This is a genomic window from Bradyrhizobium daqingense, from assembly GCF_021044685.1.
In the GTDB taxonomy this organism is placed as follows: Bacteria; Pseudomonadota; Alphaproteobacteria; order Rhizobiales; family Xanthobacteraceae; genus Bradyrhizobium; species Bradyrhizobium daqingense.
In genome coordinates this window covers 6781321-6804143 of sequence record NZ_CP088014.1, presented here as the reverse complement: position 1 = coordinate 6804143, position 22823 = coordinate 6781321, and the positions used below count along the sequence as shown (strand labels likewise).

Below are 22823 nucleotides of genomic sequence, written 5' to 3'. Positions count from 1 at the left end.
GCGGCTACCGCCGGTCTGACGGAGCCTGGGGGGAAGTGTCGCAAGCTTCGTGCCACAGGCCACGGAGTGCTCGTCAGATGTTAAATATTTGATATTGTTTTGTTTTGAGTGTTGCCCGAATCCTCATCAGCAAGGCGACAGCTTAATTTGTGGGCAGTTATTCCCCGTTGTATGCAATGGAGTTAAGCACTCTTAACTGTTTCGCGTGTGTGCACGGCGGGTTGGGACTGTCGGCCGCTCGCGCGCATTCATGCTAACCACGCGTGGATCGAGACGGCGCCGGATGCGATTTTCGCTGGTACCGAACTTGTATCGATTGTCATCGGGACCGCCGTCGTCCCGCGAGATGGGAAGCCCGCCGAGATGGACGCTGGTAACGCTGCTCAGAGGACATCGTTCGGCGAACAGATCGTGAGCCGCATCGACGAACTCAGCGCGATCTCGGAAGGGGCCGGCAAGCTCACCCGCGTCTATCTCAGCAAGGAGCTGCGCAAGGCTGCGGACCTCATCCTGAGCTGGATGCGCGAGGCCGGCATGAGTGCGCATCTGGATGCGATCGGCAATGTCTGCGGCCGCTATGAAGGCGAGCAGCCAGGTGCGCCCTGCGTGATGCTCGGCTCGCATTACGACACCGTGCGCGACGCCGGCAAATGGGACGGGCCGCTCGGCGTGATCACGGCGATCGCCTGCGTCGCGGACCTCAACCGCCGCGGCAAGCGCTTGCCCTTCGCGATCGAGGTCGTGGGCTTTGCCGACGAAGAGGGGGTGCGTTTCGCCTCGACGCTCCTCGGCAGCCGTGCGGTGGCCGGCACATTCGACGAGAGCGTTCTGAACACGCGCGATCGCGACGGCGTGTCGATGCGTGATGCGCTCATTGCGTTCGGTCTCGACCCCGATCATATCGGCGCAGCCGCGCGGACGCGGCGCGAGCTGCTCGCCTATCTCGAGCTGCACATCGAGCAGGGGCCGGTGCTTGAAGCGCAGAACCTGCCGGTCGGCGTGGTCACCGCGATCGCCGGCGCGACACGGCTTGCCGCGCGGCTGACCGGCATGGCCGGGCATGCCGGCACGGTGCCGATGGCACTTCGCCACGACGCGCTCACCGGGGCTGCCGAATGCATCGGCGCGATCGAAGCATTCTGTCGCGCGGACGCGAACGGATTGGTCGGCACCGTCGGATATATCCACGCCACGCCCGGCGCGACCAACGTCATTCCGGGCGAGGTGTCGTTCACCATCGATATGCGCGCGCCGACCGACATGCATCGCAAGCGCGCGGTCGCCGAAATCGTCCGCCAGATCGAGGCGATCGCCGGGCGCCGGCAACTGATGCTCCAGCTCGACGTCACCCACGAGAACCGCACGGCGCCTTGCGCGACCTGGCTGAAGGATCAGTTCGCGCAGGCGATCGCCGCCGAAGGCTTCGCCGCATTCGAACTGCCGAGCGGGGCAGGGCACGACGGCATGGCGATGATCGACATTGCCGATGTCGGCATGATCTTCGTCCGCTGCCGTGGCGGCGTCAGCCATCATCCCGACGAGCATGTCGAGCTCGCCGATGCCGACGCGGGCGCGCGGGTGTTACTGCGAGTGGTCGAGAATTTCAGGCCACGGGAAGGCAATTCGAGCCCGCAAGTCACCGGATAGAGATACGAATCAGACACCATTAGAATGGTGACTGCCATCATCGAGACCACGGCCGACCGACATCCATGAACAGCGACATTTCTTTTCCATCACATCGCGGAAACCGGTTCTATCGGGGTGCGGCCGCGTCCCTCGTCGCCAACGCGCTACAGGCGGTCAATTTTCTCGGTGATCGATTCCTGAGAAAGTCGCATCATTCGCTGTCGGCCATCGAGGACCTCTACCGGCACTCGATGGACAGCGCCTTTTCCGTGACCGAGGCTTTCCTCGTCACCGGCGCGCCCCACGCCTCCGCCTATTATCCGCGCGACTTCGCCTGGTTCTATCCCGACGTGCTCGATCCCGAGACCATCATGGACTCGCAGGACGCGGTGCGGCGGGTGCGGCTGCTCGAGAAGAGCGTGCGCCTGCTGCTCGAGGCGGTCCGCGCCAATGTCGTCACCACGACCATCGTGCCGGCGGGACGCGGCCGGTATCTCGGCGTGAACTATTTCTCGCGGCCCTCGGACACGCTGCTCGGCATTCTCGCCGGTCTCCGGCAGATGATCTCCGTCGAGGAGAGGGCGTCGTCCTATCTGGCGATGTCGCAATGCGCGCATGCCGGCCGCCTGCTGCTCGCCGAATACGGCGATGACCTGAAGCGGGCGATTCTCCAGCTCGCGAGCGAGCTGGAGCCGTTCGACGACGGCGGCACCAGATATCTGCTGTGCGACGCTCGTGGCCCGCGCTCTGCGGCAACGGACACTCGCGCCGAGCGCAGGCGTTTCGTCACCAATGCCTGCGTCTACACGACGTTCGTCTGGGGCGTGCAGCTCGGAGTCGTCGAGGAGATCGAGCTGAAGCGGCTGCTTGGGCGCGACCTCGCGCAGTACAAGCAGGACCTGCTCCGCCTGTTCGGCAAGGACGGCTATATCAGGCATTCCCTGGATGGTCGGGCGGGCACGCCGGCATCCTCGGTCGCGCTGGATTTCGTCAGCGTGCATCGCGGATTTTGGGATATGAACGAGGCGAGCGAACGGGCGCTGTTCGCTGCGACCACGGATCTGGTCATCGCCGAGCCGCGGTTTCGCATTCCCAGCACGTTCCACTTCCTGGTGTCGGCGGATAATCCTCGGACCAAGATGATCCACAAGATTGCAGCGCCCGCCTATCAGGGGCGCTCCTCATGGCCGACGTTCAACGTCGAGTTCGCGGATCGCATGCTGGACTATGACGAAGCCTCGGGGAGCGATACCTACCGGGCCTGCGCGCAGGGAATACTGAAGGACATTCGCACGGCGACCGAAGTTCACGGCGGCTATCAGGAGCTGATCTCGGAGCAGGGCCTGAAATACCGCACCTGGGCGTACAAGGGCGCGGTGGCACATTCCTGGTTTCCGCGTTTCCTGTCGGTCTGGAGGAGGGCGTATGGAACGCCGCTGCTCCAGTGGAATGACTGACGGCGAACGGGGCTTGTCTCCGCCAACTTGGTCTATTCCGCGGCCTTCGCCACCTTGCCGAACATCCGCGTCGGTGCCGGGAAGCCGCAGGAGGTGCCATCAGTGACCTTGATCTGGTCCTCCCATGGCAGGCGGTAGGTGCCCGCGACCATGTCCTGCATGAAAGTGTAGGGGCAATCCATTGCGCCGCCCTTCACCGCGACATAGCCGCGATGCCAGAGCTGGTAGATGTTGTTCTCCACGCCCCAATTGATGCGGGCCTCGCGTACCAGATCGGGCCGCACCTCGGCGGTGACGATCTCATCGGCGCGACCGGTCGTGCCGTGCGCCAGCACGCTGCCGTCGAAATTGACGATCATGCCTTCGCCCATGGAATCGAACGAGCCGTCCGAGCCGCACATGCAGACGTTGGCGGTGACCATCAGGTTCTGGAACGAGTTGGCCTGATTGGTGAAGCGCCAGGCTTCGCGGATCGGTGCAGTGTAGCCGGCGGTGCGGATCATGATCTCCGCGCCCTTGTAGGCGCATTCCCGCGCCATTTCCGGGAACATGCCGTCATGGCAGATGATCAGCGCGATCTTCGCGCCTCGCGGCCCTTCGATCACGGGGATGCCGATGTCTCCGGGCTCCCACGGCTCGACCGGGATCCAGGGATGGAGTTTCCGGTAGTAGAGCTTGATCTCGCCGTGGTCGTCGATGATCAGGCCGGAATTATAGGGATTTCCGTGCGGGTTGAACTCCATGATGGAGAAGCAGCCCCAAATTCGGTTGTCGATGCAGGCTTTCTTGAAGGCCGCGACCTCGGGCCCATCGAGCCGGCACATGATCTCGGAATTGGTGTCCATGGAGAGGCCGTGCAGCGAATATTCGGGGAAGACCACCAGATCCATGGTGGAAAGATTGCGGCGCGCCTTGCCGACCATCCAGACGATTCGCTCGGTCTGCCTTGCCAGATCGGCAGGGGTCACGACGTTCGGCAACTGCAGCTGCACGAGCCCGATGACGACGCCCTCAGGCGATTTGTTCAATCCACCAAGCCCGTTCATGACCAGCTCCCTCGCCGCATCCTGCGTGCCGTATTCTTAAGGAAAGCAAATCCGATTTCGGCAGAGAGCAAAAGATGATTTTTCAGGCGATCCTGCCGACGCGCTGCGCAGGGCCGGATTCGTCACGCCACGAGATCGAGCAGTCGGCTTGAGCCGCGCACGAGCACTCTGCGTCCGGTCGGTGTCATCTCCGGCAAGCCGTCATTGATGACGACGAGGCCAAGCGTGACGAGGCTTTCGATGAGGTAGGCCTTCGAGGGGCGACCGTTCGATGCCGGATTGCGAAGTGTACGAAGTGCTTCCCATTGATCCGGCGAAAGATCGAAGTCAACGTCGTTGCTCATGTTGCCTCAAGCGATATTACGGTTCGCGCGCCTCTGTTAGCGACGCTGCGTGAACACTGTGCGACGACAATGAGTCGGGAATTCGGTCGGCTTGTTTAGAACTCCTCTTCACAAATTGCCGCACTTCATTGCGCCACAAGAGTTAAGATCGCTCGACTGCAAATACTGTCCGAGACCACGATCACATATTAATGATTTAGGCATGTCTCGCGATGCGGACTGTTGCGCTGCACGGGAAGTCCTGTTGTCCCATTCTGCGTCGCAATATGGAGAGAAATGATGAGACGGGGCGTTCGGAAGTCTGTTAGGTTTCTCGCGGAGATGGCTTCACAGGCAGGAGTGGAGTGCATGAACAGGCTGGTGGAAATTCGTAGTCAGGAGTCCCTGTGCCGCGAGCGCGCAGCGCGCGATTTCGAGCGGCGGGTCTTCTGGCTCGCGCAAGCGCAGGAATGGGAGCAGCGTGCACTCGACGAAATCGCGTATCACTTTCGGGAGTGTAATCGCGCCGAGGCCGAGTTGACCGCCGCCTGATGTCAGGGACGAGCCTAGACGCCACTCATTGATAAGTCGCCACGATATCGGACACAGCGCGCTCGAGCTGCTGTGCGGTGGCGCATTGGCGTACGACGCTGCAGAAGGTCGCGTAGCGCGGCATCTCGGAATCGCCAAAGCCCCAGGCGAGCCGTCCTTCAGGATTGAGCCAGACCAATCGCTTCGAGCGTTCGGAGATACGACGCAGGATGTCGGCGCGCGGATCGAGGTTGTTGCTGCGGGCATCACCAAGCACGATCACCGTCGTCTGCGGCGTCAGCGTGCTCATGAAGTCCTTCTCGAAATCGACCAGCGAGGATCCATAGTCGGAGGAGCCGAAGCCGACCTTGGACATGATCTCGGCCATCGCTTCCTCCGGGGAGTTCTTCTCCAGCGTCTCGCTGACCTCGATCAGATGCGAGGAGAAGGCAAACGAGCGGACGTCGTCGACCACCTCGTGGAGCGAGTGGATCAGCAGCAGGAAGAAGTCGGAGACCTGGGCGACCGAGCCGGAGACGTCGCAAAGCGCGACGATCCTGGGCCGGTCGCGATGCTTGCGCTTCCATGCGGTGAGGAACGGAACGCCGCCCCAGGCTGCGTTGCGCCGGAGCGTCCGGCGAACGTCGAGGTGGCCACGACGCTGCCGCTTGCGCGGCTTCGAGTAGCGCTCGCGCAGCCGCCGAGCGATCTGGCGGATCAGGGCGCGCATCTCGGCGACCTGGCGGCGCTCGATGCGCGCCAGCGGCGCGTTGCGCAGGATCTCGTTGCGGAGGTTCTCGGCCTCCTCCCGGGCGTAGAGGGCAAGTCCCTGAGAGACAGTGTCACGCACGGCTTCGCGCAGGGCATCGAGCGCGGCGCGCAGACGCTCGGCCAGCGACGGGTTGGTCGCGGTTAACTCCTCGAGATCATCCCGCAGGCGCTGAAGGCCCATGGCGTCGAGGATGCGGCTGGAGAAGATGCCGCGCTGGGTGGAGTAGCGGATATCGGAGAGCGAGGCAGCGCCCGAGGCACTGGCAATCGCTGCCGCAAGCGCGTTGCGATCCTGCGACAGCAGCATCTGCGCCAGCGGGCCCAATTCCTGGGAAGGCCGACCGTCGCCGGCATCGCTTGTCGCGCCCGCGGAAGACTGTTCTCCGTCCCGTGAGTCCTCGTCCGAAGCGGCGTCGTTCTCCGTTTCGGGCTGATCCTGCCGCGGTTCCGGCTGACTGAAGAAGAGATCGAAACAGTCGCCGAGCGCAAGCTTCTCGTCCTGCGACTTGGCGAGCGTCAGCAGCAGCGCATCGCGCAGGATGGCGCGGTCGGAGAAGCCGACCTGCTTGACCGCGCGCATCGCATCGATGCTCTCGGCGGGCGAGACGTGAACGCCGGCGCCGCGTGCCGCCCGAAAGAAACGATGTAGATTCTCGCGCATCGGCGTCAACCGAAGACGTTGGACCGTGCCGCCTTGGCAATGAAGCTCGTGACCTGCGGCGATGCCGCCTCGATGTCGGCTTCGTACTTCAGGAGCACGTTGAGCGTGTCCTTGACAATGTCGGTGTCGAGCTCGGCGGCCTGAAGCAGCACCAGCACGCGCGCCCAGTCGATGGTCTCGCTGACCGAGGGCAACTTCTTCAGATCGAGCGAGCGAACCTCGTGGATGAAGCCGACCATCTGCCGGCGCAGCGTCTGGGAAATGCCGGGCACGCGGCTCTCGACGATGCGTTCCTCCAGCCGCTGCTCGGGAAAGCCGATGTGGAGATGCAGGCAGCGCCGCTTCAAGGCATCGCCGAGGTCGCGCTCGCTGTTGGAGGTGAGGATGACGGTCGGCGGCGTGATCGCGGAGACGGTGCCGAGCTCGGGGATCGTGACCTGGAAATCGGACAGGATTTCCAGCAGCAGCGATTCGAATTCCGCATCCGACTTGTCGATCTCGTCGATCAGGAGCACGCAGCCACCCGGCTGCTCCAGCGCTTGGAGCAGGGGGCGCGGCTCGACGAATTCCTTCGAGAAGAACACGTCGCCGAAGTCATGGAGCTGGGCGAGCGCGGCATGCAGCGTCTGCGCGCCGCCGAGCACTTCGCCGAGCTTGTCCTTCAGGATCTGCGTGTAGAGAAGCTGCTTGGCGTATTTCCACTCGTACAGTGCCTTGGCCTCGTCGAGACCCTCGTAGCATTGCAGGCGGATCATCTTCATGCCGCGCCAGGCGGCGATCGCCTTGGCGAGCTCGGTCTTGCCGACGCCCGCGGGGCCCTCGACCAGGATCGGCTTCTCGATCTGTTGCGACAGATAAACGGCGGTCGCGATCTGCCGGCTCGCGATATAGCCTTGCGCGGCGAGGCCGCTCTCCACTGCCTCGATCGACGTCGAGGCCTTCTGATCAGCCACGAAAGGGCGCTCCCAAAGGTCCTGCTCGAGGCTTGTTCTGCCTGCGTTCTGGGCAAAGAACAAGCCTCGTTTGGGAGGCATCAGACCCGCGCGAACCGCGTTTTTTCCGCTCAACGCAAATAGTTGAGCGGTGCTCGCACGCAATCAGTGTCGCAGCAGCTCCGGCTTGCGGATGGTTTGTCTGAGCTCGGCGCCGCAATCGGCGCATTCATAGACAAAGTCGATCTTGGCAAGGCTCCAATGCGGCTCGACCTCGCGCACATACATCGGCAGGAACCCCATGCAGGTGGGGCAATTCACGGGCGCGATATCGACATCCTGATGATGCTGAACATAAGCTGGCATCTCGGCTCTCCTTCGCAGACGACGACCAAACCCCGCGTGAAGGCTACTGCCACGTGCGCCAGGCTCGTCATCAACTTTTCCGAACAGAGGCGGAACGGCGTGGGTTTGTCGTTCGCTGTGACATTCTTGTTACGTGTCTGTACTGTAACGGGCGGACCAAATGCCTATTTCCCAGGCCAATCAGGTCTCTGAGATTCACTGCAACGATAAGGGAGCAAGCCCATGACGCATGCCATTCGCTTTCATAAGACCGGCGGCCCGGAAGTCCTGGTCTGGGAGGAGGTCAGCGTCGGCAAGCCCGGTCCGGGCGAGGCCCGCATTCGCCACACGGCCGTCGGCCTCAATTTCGTCGACATCTATAATCGCTCGGGCCTCTATCCGGCGCAGCTGCCGAGCGGGCTCGGCAGCGAGGCGGCCGGTATCATCGAGGACGTCGGCGCAGGCGTCACCGATCTGAAGCCGGGCGATCGTGTCGCCTACGGTGCTTCGCCGCTCGGCGCCTATTCCGAGGCCCGGCTTATCCCCGCCGATCGCTTGTTGAAGCTGCCGGATGGGGTCGACGACAAGACCGCAGCGGCGATGATGCTCAAGGGGCTGACGACGCAATATCTGATCCGGCAGACCTATCGGGTGAAGGCCGGCGATACCATTCTGCTTCATGCCGCGGCGGGCGGTGTCGGCCTGATCCTGAGCCAATGGGCCAAGCATCTCGGCGCAACCGTGATCGGCACAGTCAGCAATGACGAGAAGGCCAAGCTCGCCAAGGCACATGGCTGCGACCATGTCATCATCTACACGCGCGAGGATTTCGTGAAGCGCGTCGACGAGATCACCGGCGGCAAGAAGGTGCCGGTCGTCTATGATTCCGTCGGCAAGGACACGTTCCTGAAATCGCTGGATTGTCTCGCGCCGCTCGGCGTTGCCGCGCTGTTCGGCCAATCCTCCGGAGCGGTGGAGCCGCTCAATCTCGGCCTGCTGGCGCAGAAAGGCTCGCTCTACGTCACGCGGCCGACGCTGTTCACCTATGCCGCCAAGCGCGAGAGCCTCGTTGCGATGGCAGCCGAATTGTTCGACGTGGTCAAGTCCGGCGCAGTCAAGATCGAGGTGCACCAGACCTATCCTCTGAAGGACGCCGCCAAGGCGCATGCCGATCTCGCCGCGCGCAAGACCACGGGATCGACCGTGCTCATGGTGTGATGTCCAGCCGGACGGCGTGGCGCAGGCGGTCGGCTTTCGTCACGTCCGCTCGTGCTTGCGCAGATCGCGGGCGTGATCGAGGCTGGCTGCCTGGAGGTCGATATCGTCGGGCGGAATCCGGGGCAGGGCAGCCTCGGCCAGGAGGACTTCGGTCACGTCCTCGACCGAATTCTCGGCGATTTCGTGGATGAACGAGACGTTCCGGTATTCGCCCGAAGCGATGCGGGAGATGACCTCGCGCCGCGTGATCTCGGGGTCGACAACCGCTTCGCGGCCACGCCGGCCATAGTCGATCATCACGACGAAATATTGCATGAAACGAACCTGCCGCGCGCCCAGTCGAACGTGCGGCAGAGTATTTCTTAAAACCGGAAGAAAGTCAAGGTCGATTTCCGAAAATCGGAATATCGAAGCCTACTTGCCCTTCTTGCGGGGGCGGGCCGATTTGGCGCGCAGCCGCTCGAGCTGTCCCTTGGGCATCGAGAGGCAGATCTCGCCGACCCAGTCGAGCTTCACGCCGACGATCGGCTTGGCGTTGAAGCTGTTGAGATTGACGACGGACGGGCTTTTCCCGCGCTCGATGGTCTTCAAATAGCGCTCGCCGGTCTTGAGCCGGACCACGGCCTCTTCGCCGTAGAAGCTCGACAGCGGATGACGCTGGTCTTTGTAGACCACGATGACGTCGCCGCTCTCGTATTTGGGCAGCATCGAATCGCCCACGATCTCGAATGCGATCGTCTCTTCCATGATCGGGAAGGGTAGCGCGATGTCGCCGAGCCCCTCCGGCGGAACCTGTTCATAATCCGGTTCGATCACCGCACCGGCGCCGACGCGCCCCATGATCGGCGCGAGATTGAGCTCGAGATATTCCATGATCGGGATGATCTCCGAGGCTTTCACCAGGCGTTCGCCGCCGAGGATCTCCGAGACCGCGCCGGGCCGCACGCCCATGGCCGCCGCCAGGCCGCCCTTGCTCTTGCCCGTCTTTTCCAGGCCTCGCTCGATCATTGCAACGTCCAACATGGTGATTCCCTCGATTGCGCACCGTCCGCTCTTGTAATCCGAAATTCGGAATTATTGCAATTATGAATATCAGAAATATTGCTTGACATCGGCTTCGGAATACCGGAATGTGGCCGCCGCCACCCGATCCTGCGATCGGAGCAGGCGCATCACAGGACAGCAGCATGGAACCGGGCCATTGGCCGTCGGAGCATTCCGACGCGCTTCGCGACTATTTTCTCAAGGGCATGTCTTATGCGGAGATCGGAAGGCAGATTAACGCAAGGTTCGGAACGGCTTACACGCGCAACGCGGTGATCGGCCGCGCCAAGCGGCTCGGGCTCGTCATACCGGAATGGATCACGAGCCCCGCGATCGCGCCATATTTGCCGGGTGAGGCCCCCGTTTCGCCACGCCGCGCGGTGCTGCCGAACCTGAACCTACCGCCGAAATCCGCAATGAAGCCTGCTGCGCAGGTGAAGTTGCGTTGTGTCGGCGTTCAGCCGCGCCTCATCCAACTGGTCGAACTCGAGTCTGCCGACTGCCGCTATCCCTATGGCGGTGACAAGGACGGGGAGGGGATCGCCTTCTGCGGCCATCCGTGCCAGCCCGGCTCCAGCTATTGCGCGCCGCATGCGCGTTTGACGCGCCGCTCTGGAACTGGGGCCGCACGTGTCGCCGGTCCCGTCGTGCTGAGGCTGGTCTCTGCGGCCTGACCTCGTGCCATCCGTTGAATCGTCAAATTCGCAAGGAGCATCCGAGTGGCACGTGCCCGACGCAACAAGTCTTACAAATTGGCGAGGATCTACGACCGGCGGTCCCGCGACGTGCCATTCAATGCCGAGGTGGCCGAGGTCGAGATCGACAATCCGCTGGCGCTCGATCCCGGCGAGAAGATCGTCGCAGTCCGATCGATCCGCAGCGATCCGCTCGGCCGGCTCCTCGCGCATCATCAGATCGATGAGGCACAATATCGCGGCGGGCGCGCCTTCCAGAACGATTGGGAAAGGGCGGAGCGAGGACCACAGGCGATGGATCCGACCCGCGAATATGTCGATGGCGCGCGCACGCGCGAGCCGGTCACCGAGATCCAGCGGCAGGCCGTGCTGCGGCTGAACAGGGTCGAGCGCGAACTCGGCACCGACGGTGCGGCATTGGTGCACGACGTGCTGGTGCTGGGCTTGACGATGGATCAGATCGGGCAGCGTCGCGCCGTTCGCACGCAGCGCTGGAACGATTATTTTGCGCGGCGCTTTCGGGAATGCCTGGACCGGCTGGCGCTGATCTACGGATTCGCCACGGAAGCGGCGATCTCACGAGCGGAGCAGCGCAAATGACGACGGCATGCCCGCGGTTTCGGCCGCGGGCATGCCGTCTGCCGATCACGGATGCGGTACGATCTTGTAGGGCGTCGTATAGGGTTCGACACGGAGCGAGGCGCTGGCCAGAAGCCCGATCTTGGCGGTCGGAGCCTGCTGCAATTCGCCGTTCGGGCCCCGATGCACGTTATACTGCCAAACGGAGAGATCGCCCTTCTGGGCCAGCGCATGCGCAACGGCGCTCGCGTCGTTGCCACCGAGCGCCTGAAGCTCCTCGGCCGACAATCCGACGACGATTTCGTCCTTGATGGTGACGATCTTGAACAGGTTCATCTTGGTCTCCTGCGCCCATGCGCCTTGGGTCGAGAAGGTGAGAAGCGCGACCGCGGCGCCCTTGATGCAGCGAGAAAGCATGTGGTCGTCCTTTGGTGGTGGCACGCGCCCAGATCATGAGTCTATCAGCCATGGCGCCGCGATCTGCGTGGCCGTTCCGCAACCGCTTTGTCGTTCGTGCCTGAACAAGGGTTCACCGGTGGACGACAGATCGGGCGCCGAACCTCGCTGGGGAGCGCGTCAAAACGGGGCGCATTCCAGAGGACTTAAGGAAGGCATCGTCTCTGGGCGCTTTGCAAGTCGGTCGACTTACCGCGTCCTAGGGGCAGGCAGCCGACGTTCATGTTACTGACGATACAACCGCGGAAGCGCCACTCAACACATACGTGCATAAGCTGCCCGGCGCCAACTGCCTGCAAACGTCTATTCGCATCGGAAACAAAGGCGAAACACTGAGCCAATTGACGGCAATCAAGTCCATATGCGTGATTGATGCCGCTTCTTGACGCAGGTGGGTGACGGCCATCGATATTCCTGTTATCCGGAATTGCCGGGGTGCGATGCGGACCAAGCATCGCTGCGCCGGCCGTTGGGCTTGCCGGAGGGGTTGTTCCTTGTCATACTTACAACCTGTTCGGCTAGGCCGACCGTTCCGGGATCGGCCTGTTGTCGAAGAAGCAGAAATCTGATGGTTGCCATTGAATTTGGTTGCGGCATTCGGATCTCGCATGCGACTTCGCCTCCGGAACGTGAAGGACCGATGCTTGCCATAGGTGCGAGATGAAGAACCTCAATTTCGCGGCTGAACTGCACCTCAAGCTCGGCGCGCCTGCGACCGGTACCGTGGAAAGCCTGCGCCTGCTCCGCGCGTTCCTGAAGCTCGAGCCTCGGCAGCGCTTCGAAGTCATCAAGCTCGTCGAAGACCTCGCCACCGAAGAAGCCCTTCCCGAACATCCCTTGTCCTGAGCCAGACCGCGCCGGCTCTTCGCCCTTCATTTCCGCCAGATCCGGCGACCGGACGACGTTTGCTCCGGAGGCTGGCCGCTGGAAGGCGGTCGGGCAAATGTGGTATTCAGTCAGAAAATGGGAGGAGTGCGACCATGATCGAACCGAAGCTCGAAGTTCCGGCTGAACTGCGCGATTTGGCCGAAAAGACGATTGACCAGGCCGAAAAGGCCTTCGGCATGTTTTTCGAGGCGGCCACCAAATCGATGTCGACCGTTCCGGGCGCAGGAACGGAGGTTTCGAAGCAGGCGCTTGCTTTCACCGAGCAAAACATGAAGTCGGCATTCGAGCATGCGCGCAAGCTCGTTCACGCCACGGACCTGCAAGAAGCGATGCGAATCCAGTCCGACTTCCTGCGCAGTCAGTTTACCAGCGCCGGGGACCACATGCGCCAGATGTCCGGTAGCTTCATGCAGTCGGGCAAGGGCAAGTCCTGATTCTGTCGGTGCCGCGCTGCGTGCCCACAAATTGGTCTTGCGCCGCGGCGAGATGCGCATTCTGATCCGGGGGCAGGTCCATGACGGGCCACCGGATGGGCCTCCATTCGCCGTCCGTCATCTTTTCTGCTGATCCCTGTCGGTCCTCCGGCAGGGATTTGCAGTTTTTGGGAGACCGCAATCGATCGGGGCTCTAGCGGCGCAGCGATCCGATATAGGCCGCGATATCGGCAGCTTCGGTCCGGCTCAAAGGAAAGTTCGTTCGCCACCACGTGACAACGCGCGCCAGCGCTTGGCGACGTCGGCGCCCTGCTGGGCGTCGGCGGCGAGGGTAGGCGATATGTTCAAGGGCCCACGATAGCGGCAAGCAACGGGCCGATTCGTCTCAAATACCGGTGCATCGGCCAACCCTACATGCGTTCGCTCGCGGCCGAGGCGCTCATCCGCAGCACGATCCAGGAAATTGCGAGAGATCGATGCGGGCGATGATCGACCGCAGCAGTCTGCGTATCGAACGATAGAGGTGTCGTACGAAAGCCGGCGTCCTTGCCGCGGGCAACCGTGGGCACTTCGTATCAAGACTTTCGGAATAGTGCGACACGTGCCTCTCCGAGCTGGCGAGGCCCTTCCTATCGCGACTGGCCCGGAGCGGCCTTGATCTGCCGCAAACGGGCGTTCGGCTAATAGTCGCCGGGGTTCAATTCGCGAGCGGATGGCGTGTGCATTCGAGGCGGCTTCGCTCAGCAAGCAGCTCGGCCTCACGGTGGTGGCTGAAGGCATCGAGGATCGCGCCACGGCCGACTTCCTGGTGAGCATGGGATGTGAGGAAGGGCAGGGATATTTCTTCGGCCGCCCGATGCCGGCACAGGCATTCGTAAAGCAGTTCCTGACGGTCGAGCTCGAAGCCGTCAGCGCGGCCTGAGCAGCCGGCTCAACGGCGGCGCGCGACTGCGACCCCGAACAGAAAAGCGACGAACAGGCTGGCGAGGGGCGCTTCGCGCGTGATCGCTGCGACCGTTGCGAGCGGCCGGCCCGGCTTTCGCGCTTCCTCGATCGCTGAGGTCAGCCGATCGACCGCTGCATGCAGGCCTCCAGCAACTTCCCCGACCGTCCGCGATACGTCCGTCGCTGCGTCGATGGCGCGCTCGGCCACGCCGGGTTGGTGATTGGACTGCGGTATCTCGGTGCTCAAGCGCGACCTCCAAGCATGAGGATGGAGGCCGACACCTTTGGCTATCCGCGCGAGCGCTCGTTTTGAACAGCGGGTCTGACGACCTTTGGCTATCCGCGACAGGCGCCGTGGTCTTACGGCGGGTGCCGGCCTTGGATGGGCAATTCAGCGCGCGGGATTTTGTTCCGGAATGATACTGCGACGGCGTATTTCCCCGGGAAACGACGGGTGCGAATCTCTGTTAGGCTGGTGGTGGCCTTGCTGATGTCAGGAGACAGCCGTGACCGATCGGACCGTAACGGATCGAACCCGGCGCATCGCCTTGGTCGGGGCGCCCATCGACATGGGTGCTTCGCAGCGCGGTACCTTGATGGGACCGGCGGCGCTACGCACCGCGGGTCTTGCGACACTGCTCGAGAGCCTCGATTTCGAGGTCGCCGACTACGGCGACCTTTCAGTGGCCGAGATGCGGGACTTCACCGACAAGCCGCCCGCGCAGGCCAATCATTACCGCGAAATCCAGCGCTGGACGCGCCTATTGAGCCGCAGAGGCTATGAGATCGCGAAAACCGGCGCGCTGCCGATCTTCCTCGGCGGCGATCACACGCTGTCGATGGGCTCGGTCAATGCGATGGCGCGCCACTGGCAGGAGCGCGGCCGCGAATTGTTCGTGCTCTGGCTCGACGCCCATGCCGACTACAACACGCCGGAGACGACGATCACGGCCAACATGCATGGCATGTCGGCGGCGTTCCTGTGTGGTGAGCCCGGCCTCGATCGTTTGCTCGGCGATGATCCGCGTGCCTCGATCACGCCTGACAGGCTCGATCTGTTCGGTGCGCGTTCAATCGACAAGCTCGAAAAGGAGCTGATGCGGGCGCGTCGGATCAGGGTCGTCGACATGCGCCAGATCGACGAGTTCGGCGTCGCCGTCCTGATCCGGCGCGTCATCGAGCGGGTGAAGGCAAGCAACGGCGTGTTGCATGTCAGCTTCGACGTCGATTTTCTCGATCCGTCCGTGGCGCCGGGCGTGGGCACCACGGTGCCGGGTGGCGCGACCTATCGGGAGGCTCATCTGATCATGGAGCTGCTGCACGATTCCGCCGTGGTCGGATCGGTCGACATCGTCGAGCTCAACCCGTTCCTGGACGAGCGCGGCCGCACCGCGCGCACGGCGGTCGAACTGATCGGGAGCCTGTTCGGTCAGCAGATCACCGACCGGCCGACGCCGAGCAACGCGATTGCACCGGGCGAGTGAAGCGGCAGGCGGCTGGCGAGCCCATTGGTGAGAGCGGCTTCGCAAGGTTATGCCGGCTACCCAGGGCCGCCTTTTGACCCGAAACGGTCGTTTTGACTTAAATCAACGCAAGCCGACCGGCATCTCCTTTCTTTGTGCCGATGAGGCACTCGGAGCCCAAGAGGTTCAACGTCACGCCTGCGGTTCGTCGCGCGATGATCGCGACGAATGATCAGAAGGTATTTCGCGTTTATGGGCCGAACGGGAGCGCATGGAAGTGCGAGCGCAATGGCGTCTCGCCTCGCATGCTCTGGAAACTGCTCGCGAACGAACTGATAGAGGACGAACCACAGACAGCCGTTATGATCGCCGTGCCCGCAACCATCCGCATGCGCCTGAGTCGGGTTGGGCTGGACATTCTAAAAGCGAGTTTAGACGGGAAAGCATGAGGCGAGCCGGCTTGCTGGGCGGGTTAGGAGACGGGAAGAGCGCGAAAGCGATGCCGAAGAACTCGCCTGCTTCGGGATCGCCTACCTGCACCGGATCGAGCCGACAGGCCTCGGGGGCGATGAGATCCGAATGCATCGTCATCGCGCCTTCGGTTGTTGTTTGAGCATGATCTTGTCGGAAAACCGCTCTTCGGGATCGTGCCCTAGCGCAAGGGGCTGCAGTCCAGCACCTTGATCCTCCCGGCGGCGTCAAACGCCATAAGCGCACTCATGACGCCCGTGCTGGTGGAATACGAGATCACGGCTCCGCGGTCCGAAGGATTGAGATCGTCCAAGGTGCCTGCCGGATATTTTCGGAGGCGATCGGTCCAATAGGCGCGAAGCGCCGCGCGGCCGGTGATGGATTGGACGCCGCAGCAACCGCAGTGCACCACGGCATCGTCGGCATGAAGGTCCAGGATGGCTTCGATATCGCCGGCGCGATAGGCATCAAGCCAGTCGACCGCAACGGCCATCGGGTCATAGGGGATATTTGTCACTTGCTACCGTCCAAACTGATCCAAGCCAGAGGAACCAAATCGACCGATTTTATTTTATTATCCCACCCGGCCACGGCCATATGCCGAAGGACTTAGAAACCGGGCCGAGGCAAAGTCGATGTTGGACGCATCCGCCAAGCAGGGGATCCTCAAACCCATCCGGCTTGTGCTCTCTGATCGGCAACCGGTCGTCCTGCAGGGACTGAGGTCGATCCTCGGGACACTGCAGGACTTCGATGTCGTCGCGTCGACCAGCGATGGGACAAGCTGTCTCCATGCCATTCGGGACTTGTCGCCCGACGTCGCGCTTATAGCCGATACCCTGCCGGACCTGACGGCCTCCGACATCCTCGCGATTGCGAAAGCCGAGAAGCTTTCCACGCGCCTGGTGTTCTTTACGGAATCCGACACCAACCACGCTCTGACCGCAGCGATCGCCACCGGGGCCTGCAGCGCGATTTCGAAGTATGTTGCCCCCGGCGCCATGCTGCGATCGCTGCGGCTGATGGCGAAAAGCGGTGTGTCCCTGGAGCAATCCGATCTCTCGCCGACCGGCAAGGAGGCTGACCGCGACGGCAAGATCGAAAAGATGCTGGAGCTATTGACGCCCCGGGAACGTCAGATTGTCCGGTTGGTCTCGGAGGGGATGTCGAACAAGGAGATCGCGCGAAAGCTCGACCTTTCCCACGGAACCGTCAAAGTCCACCTGTACAACATCTTTCAGAAGCTCGAGATCACCAACAGAACTGTGCTTGCGACCATCTCGTTGTTGCAACGCACTTCGGGCTTCGGCGCGCTCGCTGTGGCCTTTCTGGCGTTTGCAATTGCCGACGAACTCAAGGCCGCGGACGCACACGACATGCTTGCGCATGACGATGGCCTCGGTCAGAGGGACGAGCACGCCGGATTTGAGGTCTGGAAGAAGGCCATTCTCCAGCATCTCATCGTCTCGAAATCGGGCGGGACGCCTGCGTCTACAGAGAAGGACTTGCTTGCCAAGGCAGTCCAGGCGACGGACCCTGCGGCGGCAATGGAAGCCCTCCGCGCGGCTGAGCAACTGCTGGGCTCGAAATTTTGGAAAGAGGGGGGTGCGGTCGGATCGGGCACGAACAATCTTCCTGCGCATCTCCTGGCGGCAATTACCGCCACAGGGATTGGAGGCGGCGCAGCCTCGGAACATCAAATCCCGCAGCCTGCTTCCAATTCGATGTCGATTCATGGAGGCTATGGCACCTTCGCCTCTATCGCCGGTGCCTTGATCTACGCCTTGAACGATCCGCAGCTCGCGCAGGCGCATGAGTCGGGTCAGGCAGCGATCGACGACCTTCTGGCCAGCATCGGACACAATGCGACCACCACACAAGCCGCGAGCACGCACGTCGACACCAACCACGCAGCGAAGTCGGCCCCGGAATTCCTTGCGCGCGATTTCAATCCCCATTCTTCCTTTGTGGTCACTGCAAACAACGGCACGCAAGAAGGCGTCCAGGTTCAAGCGGGCCCGGACGCTGCGGGTCATACGCTCCAAAAATCTATCGGCCTACCGGACGCTGGTCACGATTCTGGCCCTGACGGATCTGGCCGCGATCAGCCGATGGGGGGCAACGTTGAAGACGTTGTCCATCGCGCTCCGATCGATTCCAAGTCCGGCTCTTCCGATTCCGCCCCGGATGGCGCATGCGGGCCGGACAGGCTCAACCTTGCAGCTTTCGGAGCGCTTGCTTGGCTGCATCTGACGGCGGCAGCCAAATCCATCCCGCCACACACCCTTGCCTGGATCTACGATCCCGCAACCAATCAAACGATCGTCTATGTCAACCCGACCGATCGTGCCCTTGATGTCGGAGATCACGGCCTGTTGGAATTCCATCTGCAGGGCATTGTATCTGTCGCAGAGTCCGGCGGCACTCACCCCGCAGAAGGCGTTGCTGTCGCGGTCACCTTGGAGCAGCTCGAACAAGCGCTGATAACGGCGACCTCAACCGATGAGACTGGGCTGAGTCTCGACGACAATCATGCGAGCGAGAGCTTGCCTGAGGCGGCGGCCGTTTGGAACGTTTCGGCCGCTGACGGCTGGAACTTCCACGTCGCACACGTTCGAACTGGCTCCGGCACATCGGCAAATTCCAGCGCCGCCAGGCCCGACTCGGCGGGCACGGCGGAGGAGAGTGCCGGTGCGTCCAGCGTGACAGCCTACGGATCATCAACGCCTCCGGCCGTCGAAACTCCCACCTCGAAGAATGGACCGACGAATCCGAACGCCGGTGCTCCTTCGACCGCGCACAACGAGATTGTCCCATCCGGCCTCGAGACGGCCGACAGCACCGGCCGCGGTAACTCGGAGCACGCGTCGGACCAGGGACAGTCAAAGGGCGCTGCGGCAGAGAAGACGGAGTCTAAGCTTGGTAACGGCGCCGGGAATGGCAATGAGCACCAATCCGACAGTCCCCCGGGGGCAGCGAAGACGGCAAAGGCCGAGGGTGCCGATCACGGCAATTCGGGTCATTCAGCTTCCGATAAGGGAGCGGAAGCAGGCGAGAGCGACGCAAAGACCGGCAACACGGAGCACGGTCCCGGGCAGCACCCTGAGAAGGCTGGGTCCGCGCAGGCAGCGGCGGCCGAGGTGGCCGAAACGAAGGCTAAACCGGGTCACGGCCCCACCCATGACAGTGAGCATCATTCCAAGGGCGCGGACACTCCGCCAACAGCCGCAGAGCCCGGCGTCGCCGACCACGGCACAAAACAAGCATCCGCAGCCGACGGGTCCGATCACGGACAATCGCAGCGTGATTTGCATGTTTCGGAAAACAGCGCAGCTGCCGATAAGCAGCAGGCCGAGCACGATTCAACTGAACACGAATCCAATCCCGGAGAACTGCATCGCGATTTACGCGCCTCCAAGGACCTTTCCGCAACTGCCGAGCAGCAGGAGAAGGGAAATGGATTCGGGGGCCACGCCGATTCAGAGCAATCGCAGCGTGACTTGCACGAGGCACATTCAAGCGTCTCTGGGAAGGAGCACGTGGGGGCGAGCCAAAAGGCTGACCGCACCGACCGAGCCGCCGCTGACACCGGTCCCGCACAAAAGGCAGCTGCGTCCGAGCCCCGGGATTCCTTTCATTTCAGGAATGATCCGGCAGAACCCAAACATTCTGATGATGCTGGGGTTGGCCACGGACCCGATATACTCGAACATGGTCGGCACGATGCCGGACATCATGGACTGGCGCTGGACCAGGCAGCAGACTTGATCGGCCCTTCACACGCAGAGCAAAGCGCCTTTGACCACCCGACAGTCGGTGAGCACCATCTGTCGCATCATTGGCTTGTCTAGGTGACCCGACGCATTTAGACGATGAAGTCCGTTGCATACAGGTCTGCCGTTTGGACGCCCTGCAGCGTGATCGTATCGCTGGCCGTCAGCTGAATCACGGCATTGCCCGCGCCGTCGTCGCTGATCAGGCTCTTCAGCGCAGTCCAGTCCGCAAAGCCGTAGTCCTGGACGTCGATCAGATCGTGTTCGGTCACCGTGCTGCCGACGGTGCTGTTGCCTTGACCGAAATCCTGGATGAGATCCTGGCCCGAGCTCTTGTCGAAAACGAAGACGTCGCTGTTTGGTCCGCCCCACATCTCGTCATTGCCGCCCTTGCCGTTCAGGATGTCCCTGCCGCCTGTGATCGAACCCGGCGCGGCTGGATAGTAGTGCCGGGCGTCACCAACCAGAATGTCGGCGTACGTTCCGCCCGTGAGGACGTCGTTGCCGCCATGCGCATTGCCGGACATGGAAAAGGCATCGCCGACCATCAGGAAGGAGTAGAAGTGAAGGTTGCCGTGGAGATCGACGACGGTCAGGGTATCGTTTCCACCACGTGCATCTCCTGAAAGCTCATGCGCATCGCCGTACAGATTCCCACCGCCAGTCTGTGCTTCGTTCCCGATCGTGAAGATGAGGTAGTCGTTGCCGCCGCGCGCGTGATCGGTCAGGCCGCCGGCATCGCCGTACAGAACTGCCGAGCCGGTCTGGCCTGTCTGGAGAGCGAGCAGCGTATCATTGCCGCCACGGGTATCCCCGAACATGGCTCCACCATCGCCCACCAGTGTGTTCAATGACCGGCCGCCGAACACGCCGATGACGGTGTCATTGCCCCCCTGCACGTGGTCAGACATGGCACCCTCGGCGTCGCCATAGAGTGTGAAGCCGTTGCGCACCGAATTTTCGCTGTCGCCGATCACCGTGTCGTTGCCGCCCCTGGCATGGCCGGACATGGATTGGGCATCGCCGTCGACGATGACGGTGCTCAGGGAGCCCACGAGGTTGACCCTGAGTGTATCGTTGCCGCCCTGGGACCGATCCAGCAGGGCCGCTGTATCGCCAACGAGATTGAAAGAGGTCATGCTGTCGACGTTGACCGTAATGGTGTCGTTGCCGCCATGGGCATTGGCCGGAAAATCGGGATCGCCGAACAGGGTTTCGAAGCTCATTTCCGGGATGGACAGGACGATCGTATCGTTGGGCAAACGGCGCATGGCAAATTCCATTCATGAGCGGAAGCACAGGGATATCGCTTGCGAAGCACGGCACCCCGCGCTTTGAGGACGAAGCTATCTCGGGTTGATGACGGAGGTTTGCCGATAACTGGACTTGATTGCGACCGGCGGCGGCCCGCTCGGCCCTGGCCTTGCCGGCCGGAACCCCCGGTCGAGCGGGAACCGAGAGCCGTGATCTGCATTAACCTGTGATAGGAAAATAGCGGATGCTTTGATGACCAGTGGTCGTTTCGCGAATTCCATGTCCAGTGCGCTGCGCCACCCCGGCGTGATCGCGTTGATCATTGCGGCGGTGACGATTGCGGCGATGCTGATCGTCGACCACGGGCCGTGGAGCCGAGCCAAGACCCAGCCGGCTCATCTCGCGATGTACGCCACCACTGGAGAGGCGGCGCGCGCTGCAGGTGCCGCGGTGCTCCCGACCGAGCCGAAGTCGCCGTTCGAGCCAGCGCGGCCGAAGACGTCGCCGCTCATCAATCCCGTGACGCCTTAGCTCTCGCTCGCCAGTGAACTCTCGTCAGCCTTTGCGCCCGTAATTGAGCAATCCGCCGCTGGTCTTCGGTGGATGTGCGCGCAAGGCCTCCTCGTTCGGTTCGGTGCCCCAGCCTGGGCGGTCAGGCACGACCAGATGACCGTTCTGAATCTCCGGCTCGTGCGTGAAGAGCTCGTGGTCCCAGGCGAGGCGGTCGATATCGATCTCCATGATGCGCAAGTTCGGCACCGCGGCGCAGAAATGCGCGTTCATCATCGAGCAGAGATGGCCGTAGAAATTATGCGGCGCGACGTTGACCTCGAAGGCCTCGGCGGCAGCGGCGATCTTCATGGACTGCCAGACGCCATTCCAGGGCGTATCGATGATCGCGACGTCCATCGCCTGCTCATGGAAGTAGGGCAGGAATTCGCGCAAGCCGAGCAGCGTTTCGCAGGAGGAGATCGGGTGCGGGCTCTGCCGGCGGATGTAGCCGAGCGCTTCCGGATTGAAGCTGTCGATCTCGATCCAGAACATGTCGAGGTCGGCGATGGTGCGCAGGATCTTCAGATAGCCTTCGGTCTTGGCGTTGAAGTTGCAGTCGAGCAGGATATCGACGTCAGGGCCGGCGCCGTCACGGATCGCTTCCAGATGCATGCGCAGGTCGCGCAGGATCTTGCGATCGACGTTGATCTCGGGTGCGAAGGGTGAGCCGAAGCCCGGCCGCCAGCCGTTCGGTTTGCCGCCATCGTAGGAGAAGATGTTGGTCTTGAGTGCGGTGAATTTCTTCTCGCGGACCTCGCGGCCCATCGCCTTGACGCCATCGAGGCTCTCGATCGGCGGCTTGTACCAGGCGGGGTGATTGATTCGCCATGTCGCGCAATGCGACCAGTAGACCCTGACGCGGTCGCGGATCTTGCCGCCGAGCAGCTCATAGCAGGGCACGCCGAGACACTTCGCCTTGGCATCGAGCAGCGCATTCTCGATGGCGCCGAGGGCCTGCGCCACCACGCCGCCGGCGGCGGGTCGCGTCGCCGCGAACAATTCGGCATGGATGCGTTCGTGCTGGAAGACGTTCTGGCCGATGACGCGGGCGGACAGGCGCTGGATCGCAGCGCCGACGCCGGGCGAGCCAAAGCCCTCATCGAACTCGCTCCAGCCGACGATGCCGTCTTCCGTCGTCAGCTTGACGAAGTGGTAGTTTCGCCAGCCAGCGTCGCAGGCGAGGATTTCGAGACTTGTTGCTTTCGAGGATGTGGTCATGGCGCTCCCTGGCCCCGCTTGTTGTTCTTGTTGGTCCGCTCGCGAGCTCGGCTCCAGTCCGCATTGTTAAGCTAAGGCTTCGCCGTCGTGAAGCCCGGCGAGGTGTCGCCAAAAGCCGCCCGTTTTGCCGCAAACCCC

23 protein-coding genes and 1 pseudogene are annotated in these 22823 nt (G+C 62.5%); 12 read left to right on the top strand and 12 right to left on the bottom strand.

Annotated features, from left to right (window positions below):
* Positions 1 to 363: 363 nt before the first annotated feature.
* Positions 364 to 1647 (top strand): allantoate amidohydrolase, encoded by a 1284-nt coding sequence (locus LPJ38_RS32550; protein WP_145629208.1) that lies wholly within the window; start codon positions 364 to 366, stop codon positions 1645 to 1647.
* Between the two features lie 65 nt (positions 1648 to 1712).
* Positions 1713 to 3086 carry a hypothetical protein gene (locus LPJ38_RS32545; protein WP_145629206.1) on the top strand — a complete coding sequence of 458 codons (1374 nt, stop codon included), beginning with the start codon at positions 1713 to 1715 and terminating at the stop codon, positions 3084 to 3086.
* Positions 3087 to 3118: 32 nt separating this feature from the next.
* Here the strand turns inward: LPJ38_RS32545 and LPJ38_RS32540 are convergent, their stop codons facing one another.
* On the bottom strand, positions 3119 to 4132 hold the full coding sequence (locus tag LPJ38_RS32540; RefSeq protein ID WP_145629204.1) for a formamidase: 1014 nt from the start codon (positions 4130 to 4132) through the stop codon (positions 3119 to 3121).
* A 122-nt stretch (positions 4133 to 4254) separates the two neighbouring features.
* Complete coding sequence (locus LPJ38_RS32535; RefSeq protein ID WP_145629202.1) at positions 4255 to 4476, bottom strand: hypothetical protein; 222 nt, start codon at positions 4474 to 4476, stop codon at positions 4255 to 4257.
* 348 nt (positions 4477 to 4824) lie between these two features.
* On the opposite strand from LPJ38_RS32535, the gene LPJ38_RS32530 reads away from it, so the two are divergent.
* The gene (locus tag LPJ38_RS32530) at positions 4825 to 5007 is read left to right on the top strand and encodes a hypothetical protein (protein WP_145629200.1); all 183 of its coding nucleotides are present in this window, start codon (positions 4825 to 4827) and stop codon (positions 5005 to 5007) included.
* A 25-nt stretch (positions 5008 to 5032) separates the two neighbouring features.
* On the opposite strand, the gene LPJ38_RS32525 is transcribed toward LPJ38_RS32530, so the two are convergent.
* From LPJ38_RS32525 to LPJ38_RS32515, 3 genes are all read right to left on the bottom strand, one after another.
* The gene (locus tag LPJ38_RS32525) at positions 5033 to 6418 is read right to left on the bottom strand and encodes a vWA domain-containing protein (protein ID WP_145629198.1); all 1386 of its coding nucleotides are present in this window, start codon (positions 6416 to 6418) and stop codon (positions 5033 to 5035) included.
* Between the two features lie 5 nt (positions 6419 to 6423).
* Positions 6424 to 7371: an AAA family ATPase gene (locus LPJ38_RS32520; protein ID WP_167520263.1), complete on the bottom strand. Its 948-nt coding sequence runs from the start codon at positions 7369 to 7371 to the stop codon at positions 6424 to 6426.
* Positions 7372 to 7515: 144 nt separating this feature from the next.
* Entirely contained in the window at positions 7516 to 7716 is a 201-nt protein-coding gene (locus LPJ38_RS32515; RefSeq protein ID WP_060736655.1) for a hypothetical protein, read from the bottom strand.
* Positions 7717 to 7938: 222 nt separating this feature from the next.
* On the opposite strand from LPJ38_RS32515, the gene LPJ38_RS32510 reads away from it, so the two are divergent.
* A complete protein-coding gene (locus LPJ38_RS32510) occupies positions 7939 to 8913 on the top strand; it encodes a quinone oxidoreductase family protein (protein ID WP_145629194.1) in 975 nt (324 codons plus the stop codon).
* 39 nt (positions 8914 to 8952) lie between these two features.
* Here LPJ38_RS32510 and LPJ38_RS32505 read toward each other — a convergent pair whose 3' ends face one another.
* Entirely contained in the window at positions 8953 to 9228 is a 276-nt protein-coding gene (locus LPJ38_RS32505; protein WP_145629192.1) for a hypothetical protein, read from the bottom strand.
* A gap of 99 nt (positions 9229 to 9327) precedes the next feature.
* Positions 9328 to 9936, bottom strand: a complete 609-nt coding sequence (locus LPJ38_RS32500) for a S24 family peptidase (RefSeq protein ID WP_011088876.1) — start codon at positions 9934 to 9936, stop codon at positions 9328 to 9330.
* 164 nt (positions 9937 to 10100) lie between these two features.
* Between LPJ38_RS32500 and LPJ38_RS32495 the strand changes: the two genes are divergently transcribed.
* On the top strand, positions 10101 to 10631 hold the full coding sequence (locus tag LPJ38_RS32495; RefSeq protein WP_145629190.1) for a GcrA family cell cycle regulator: 531 nt from the start codon (positions 10101 to 10103) through the stop codon (positions 10629 to 10631).
* Between the two features lie 45 nt (positions 10632 to 10676).
* Complete coding sequence (locus LPJ38_RS32490; RefSeq protein WP_145629188.1) at positions 10677 to 11252, top strand: hypothetical protein; 576 nt, start codon at positions 10677 to 10679, stop codon at positions 11250 to 11252.
* 45 nt (positions 11253 to 11297) lie between these two features.
* Here LPJ38_RS32490 and LPJ38_RS32485 read toward each other — a convergent pair whose 3' ends face one another.
* On the bottom strand, positions 11298 to 11648 hold the full coding sequence (locus tag LPJ38_RS32485) for a hypothetical protein (RefSeq protein WP_145629186.1): 351 nt from the start codon (positions 11646 to 11648) through the stop codon (positions 11298 to 11300).
* 699 nt (positions 11649 to 12347) lie between these two features.
* Between LPJ38_RS32485 and LPJ38_RS32480 the strand changes: the two genes are divergently transcribed.
* The 3 genes and pseudogenes from LPJ38_RS32480 to LPJ38_RS32470 all read left to right on the top strand — a co-directional run.
* Positions 12348 to 12533 (top strand): hypothetical protein, encoded by a 186-nt coding sequence (locus LPJ38_RS32480; protein WP_008555766.1) that lies wholly within the window; start codon positions 12348 to 12350, stop codon positions 12531 to 12533.
* A gap of 134 nt (positions 12534 to 12667) precedes the next feature.
* The gene (locus tag LPJ38_RS32475) at positions 12668 to 13009 is read left to right on the top strand and encodes a phasin (RefSeq protein ID WP_008555763.1); all 342 of its coding nucleotides are present in this window, start codon (positions 12668 to 12670) and stop codon (positions 13007 to 13009) included.
* Positions 13010 to 13748: 739 nt separating this feature from the next.
* Positions 13749 to 13931, top strand: a pseudogene (locus tag LPJ38_RS32470) (EAL domain-containing protein); the annotation flags it as partial.
* Positions 13932 to 13940: 9 nt separating this feature from the next.
* On the opposite strand, the gene LPJ38_RS32465 reads toward LPJ38_RS32470, so the two are convergent.
* Entirely contained in the window at positions 13941 to 14201 is a 261-nt protein-coding gene (locus LPJ38_RS32465; protein ID WP_008555749.1) for a hypothetical protein, read from the bottom strand.
* Positions 14202 to 14460: 259 nt separating this feature from the next.
* On the opposite strand from LPJ38_RS32465, the gene rocF reads away from it, so the two are divergent.
* Positions 14461 to 15438: an arginase gene (rocF, locus tag LPJ38_RS32460; RefSeq protein ID WP_145629184.1), complete on the top strand. Its 978-nt coding sequence runs from the start codon at positions 14461 to 14463 to the stop codon at positions 15436 to 15438.
* Positions 15439 to 16069: 631 nt separating this feature from the next.
* Here rocF and LPJ38_RS32455 read toward each other — a convergent pair.
* Complete coding sequence (locus LPJ38_RS32455) at positions 16070 to 16405, bottom strand: nuclear transport factor 2 family protein (protein WP_231088467.1); 336 nt, start codon at positions 16403 to 16405, stop codon at positions 16070 to 16072.
* Positions 16406 to 16523: 118 nt separating this feature from the next.
* Here LPJ38_RS32455 and LPJ38_RS32450 point away from each other — a divergent pair, with 118 nt between their 5' ends.
* Entirely contained in the window at positions 16524 to 19739 is a 3216-nt protein-coding gene (locus LPJ38_RS32450; RefSeq protein WP_145629182.1) for a LuxR C-terminal-related transcriptional regulator, read from the top strand.
* Between the two features lie 14 nt (positions 19740 to 19753).
* Here LPJ38_RS32450 and LPJ38_RS32445 read toward each other — a convergent pair whose 3' ends face one another.
* On the bottom strand, positions 19754 to 20932 hold the full coding sequence (locus LPJ38_RS32445; protein ID WP_145629180.1) for a calcium-binding protein: 1179 nt from the start codon (positions 20930 to 20932) through the stop codon (positions 19754 to 19756).
* A gap of 235 nt (positions 20933 to 21167) precedes the next feature.
* Here LPJ38_RS32445 and LPJ38_RS32440 point away from each other — a divergent pair, with 235 nt between their 5' ends.
* Positions 21168 to 21446 carry a hypothetical protein gene (locus LPJ38_RS32440; RefSeq protein ID WP_145629178.1) on the top strand — a complete coding sequence of 93 codons (279 nt, stop codon included), beginning with the start codon at positions 21168 to 21170 and terminating at the stop codon, positions 21444 to 21446.
* A 24-nt stretch (positions 21447 to 21470) separates the two neighbouring features.
* Here the strand turns inward: LPJ38_RS32440 and LPJ38_RS32435 are convergent, their stop codons facing one another.
* On the bottom strand, positions 21471 to 22685 hold the full coding sequence (locus tag LPJ38_RS32435) for a mandelate racemase/muconate lactonizing enzyme family protein (protein ID WP_145629176.1): 1215 nt from the start codon (positions 22683 to 22685) through the stop codon (positions 21471 to 21473).
* Positions 22686 to 22823 lie beyond the last annotated feature (138 nt).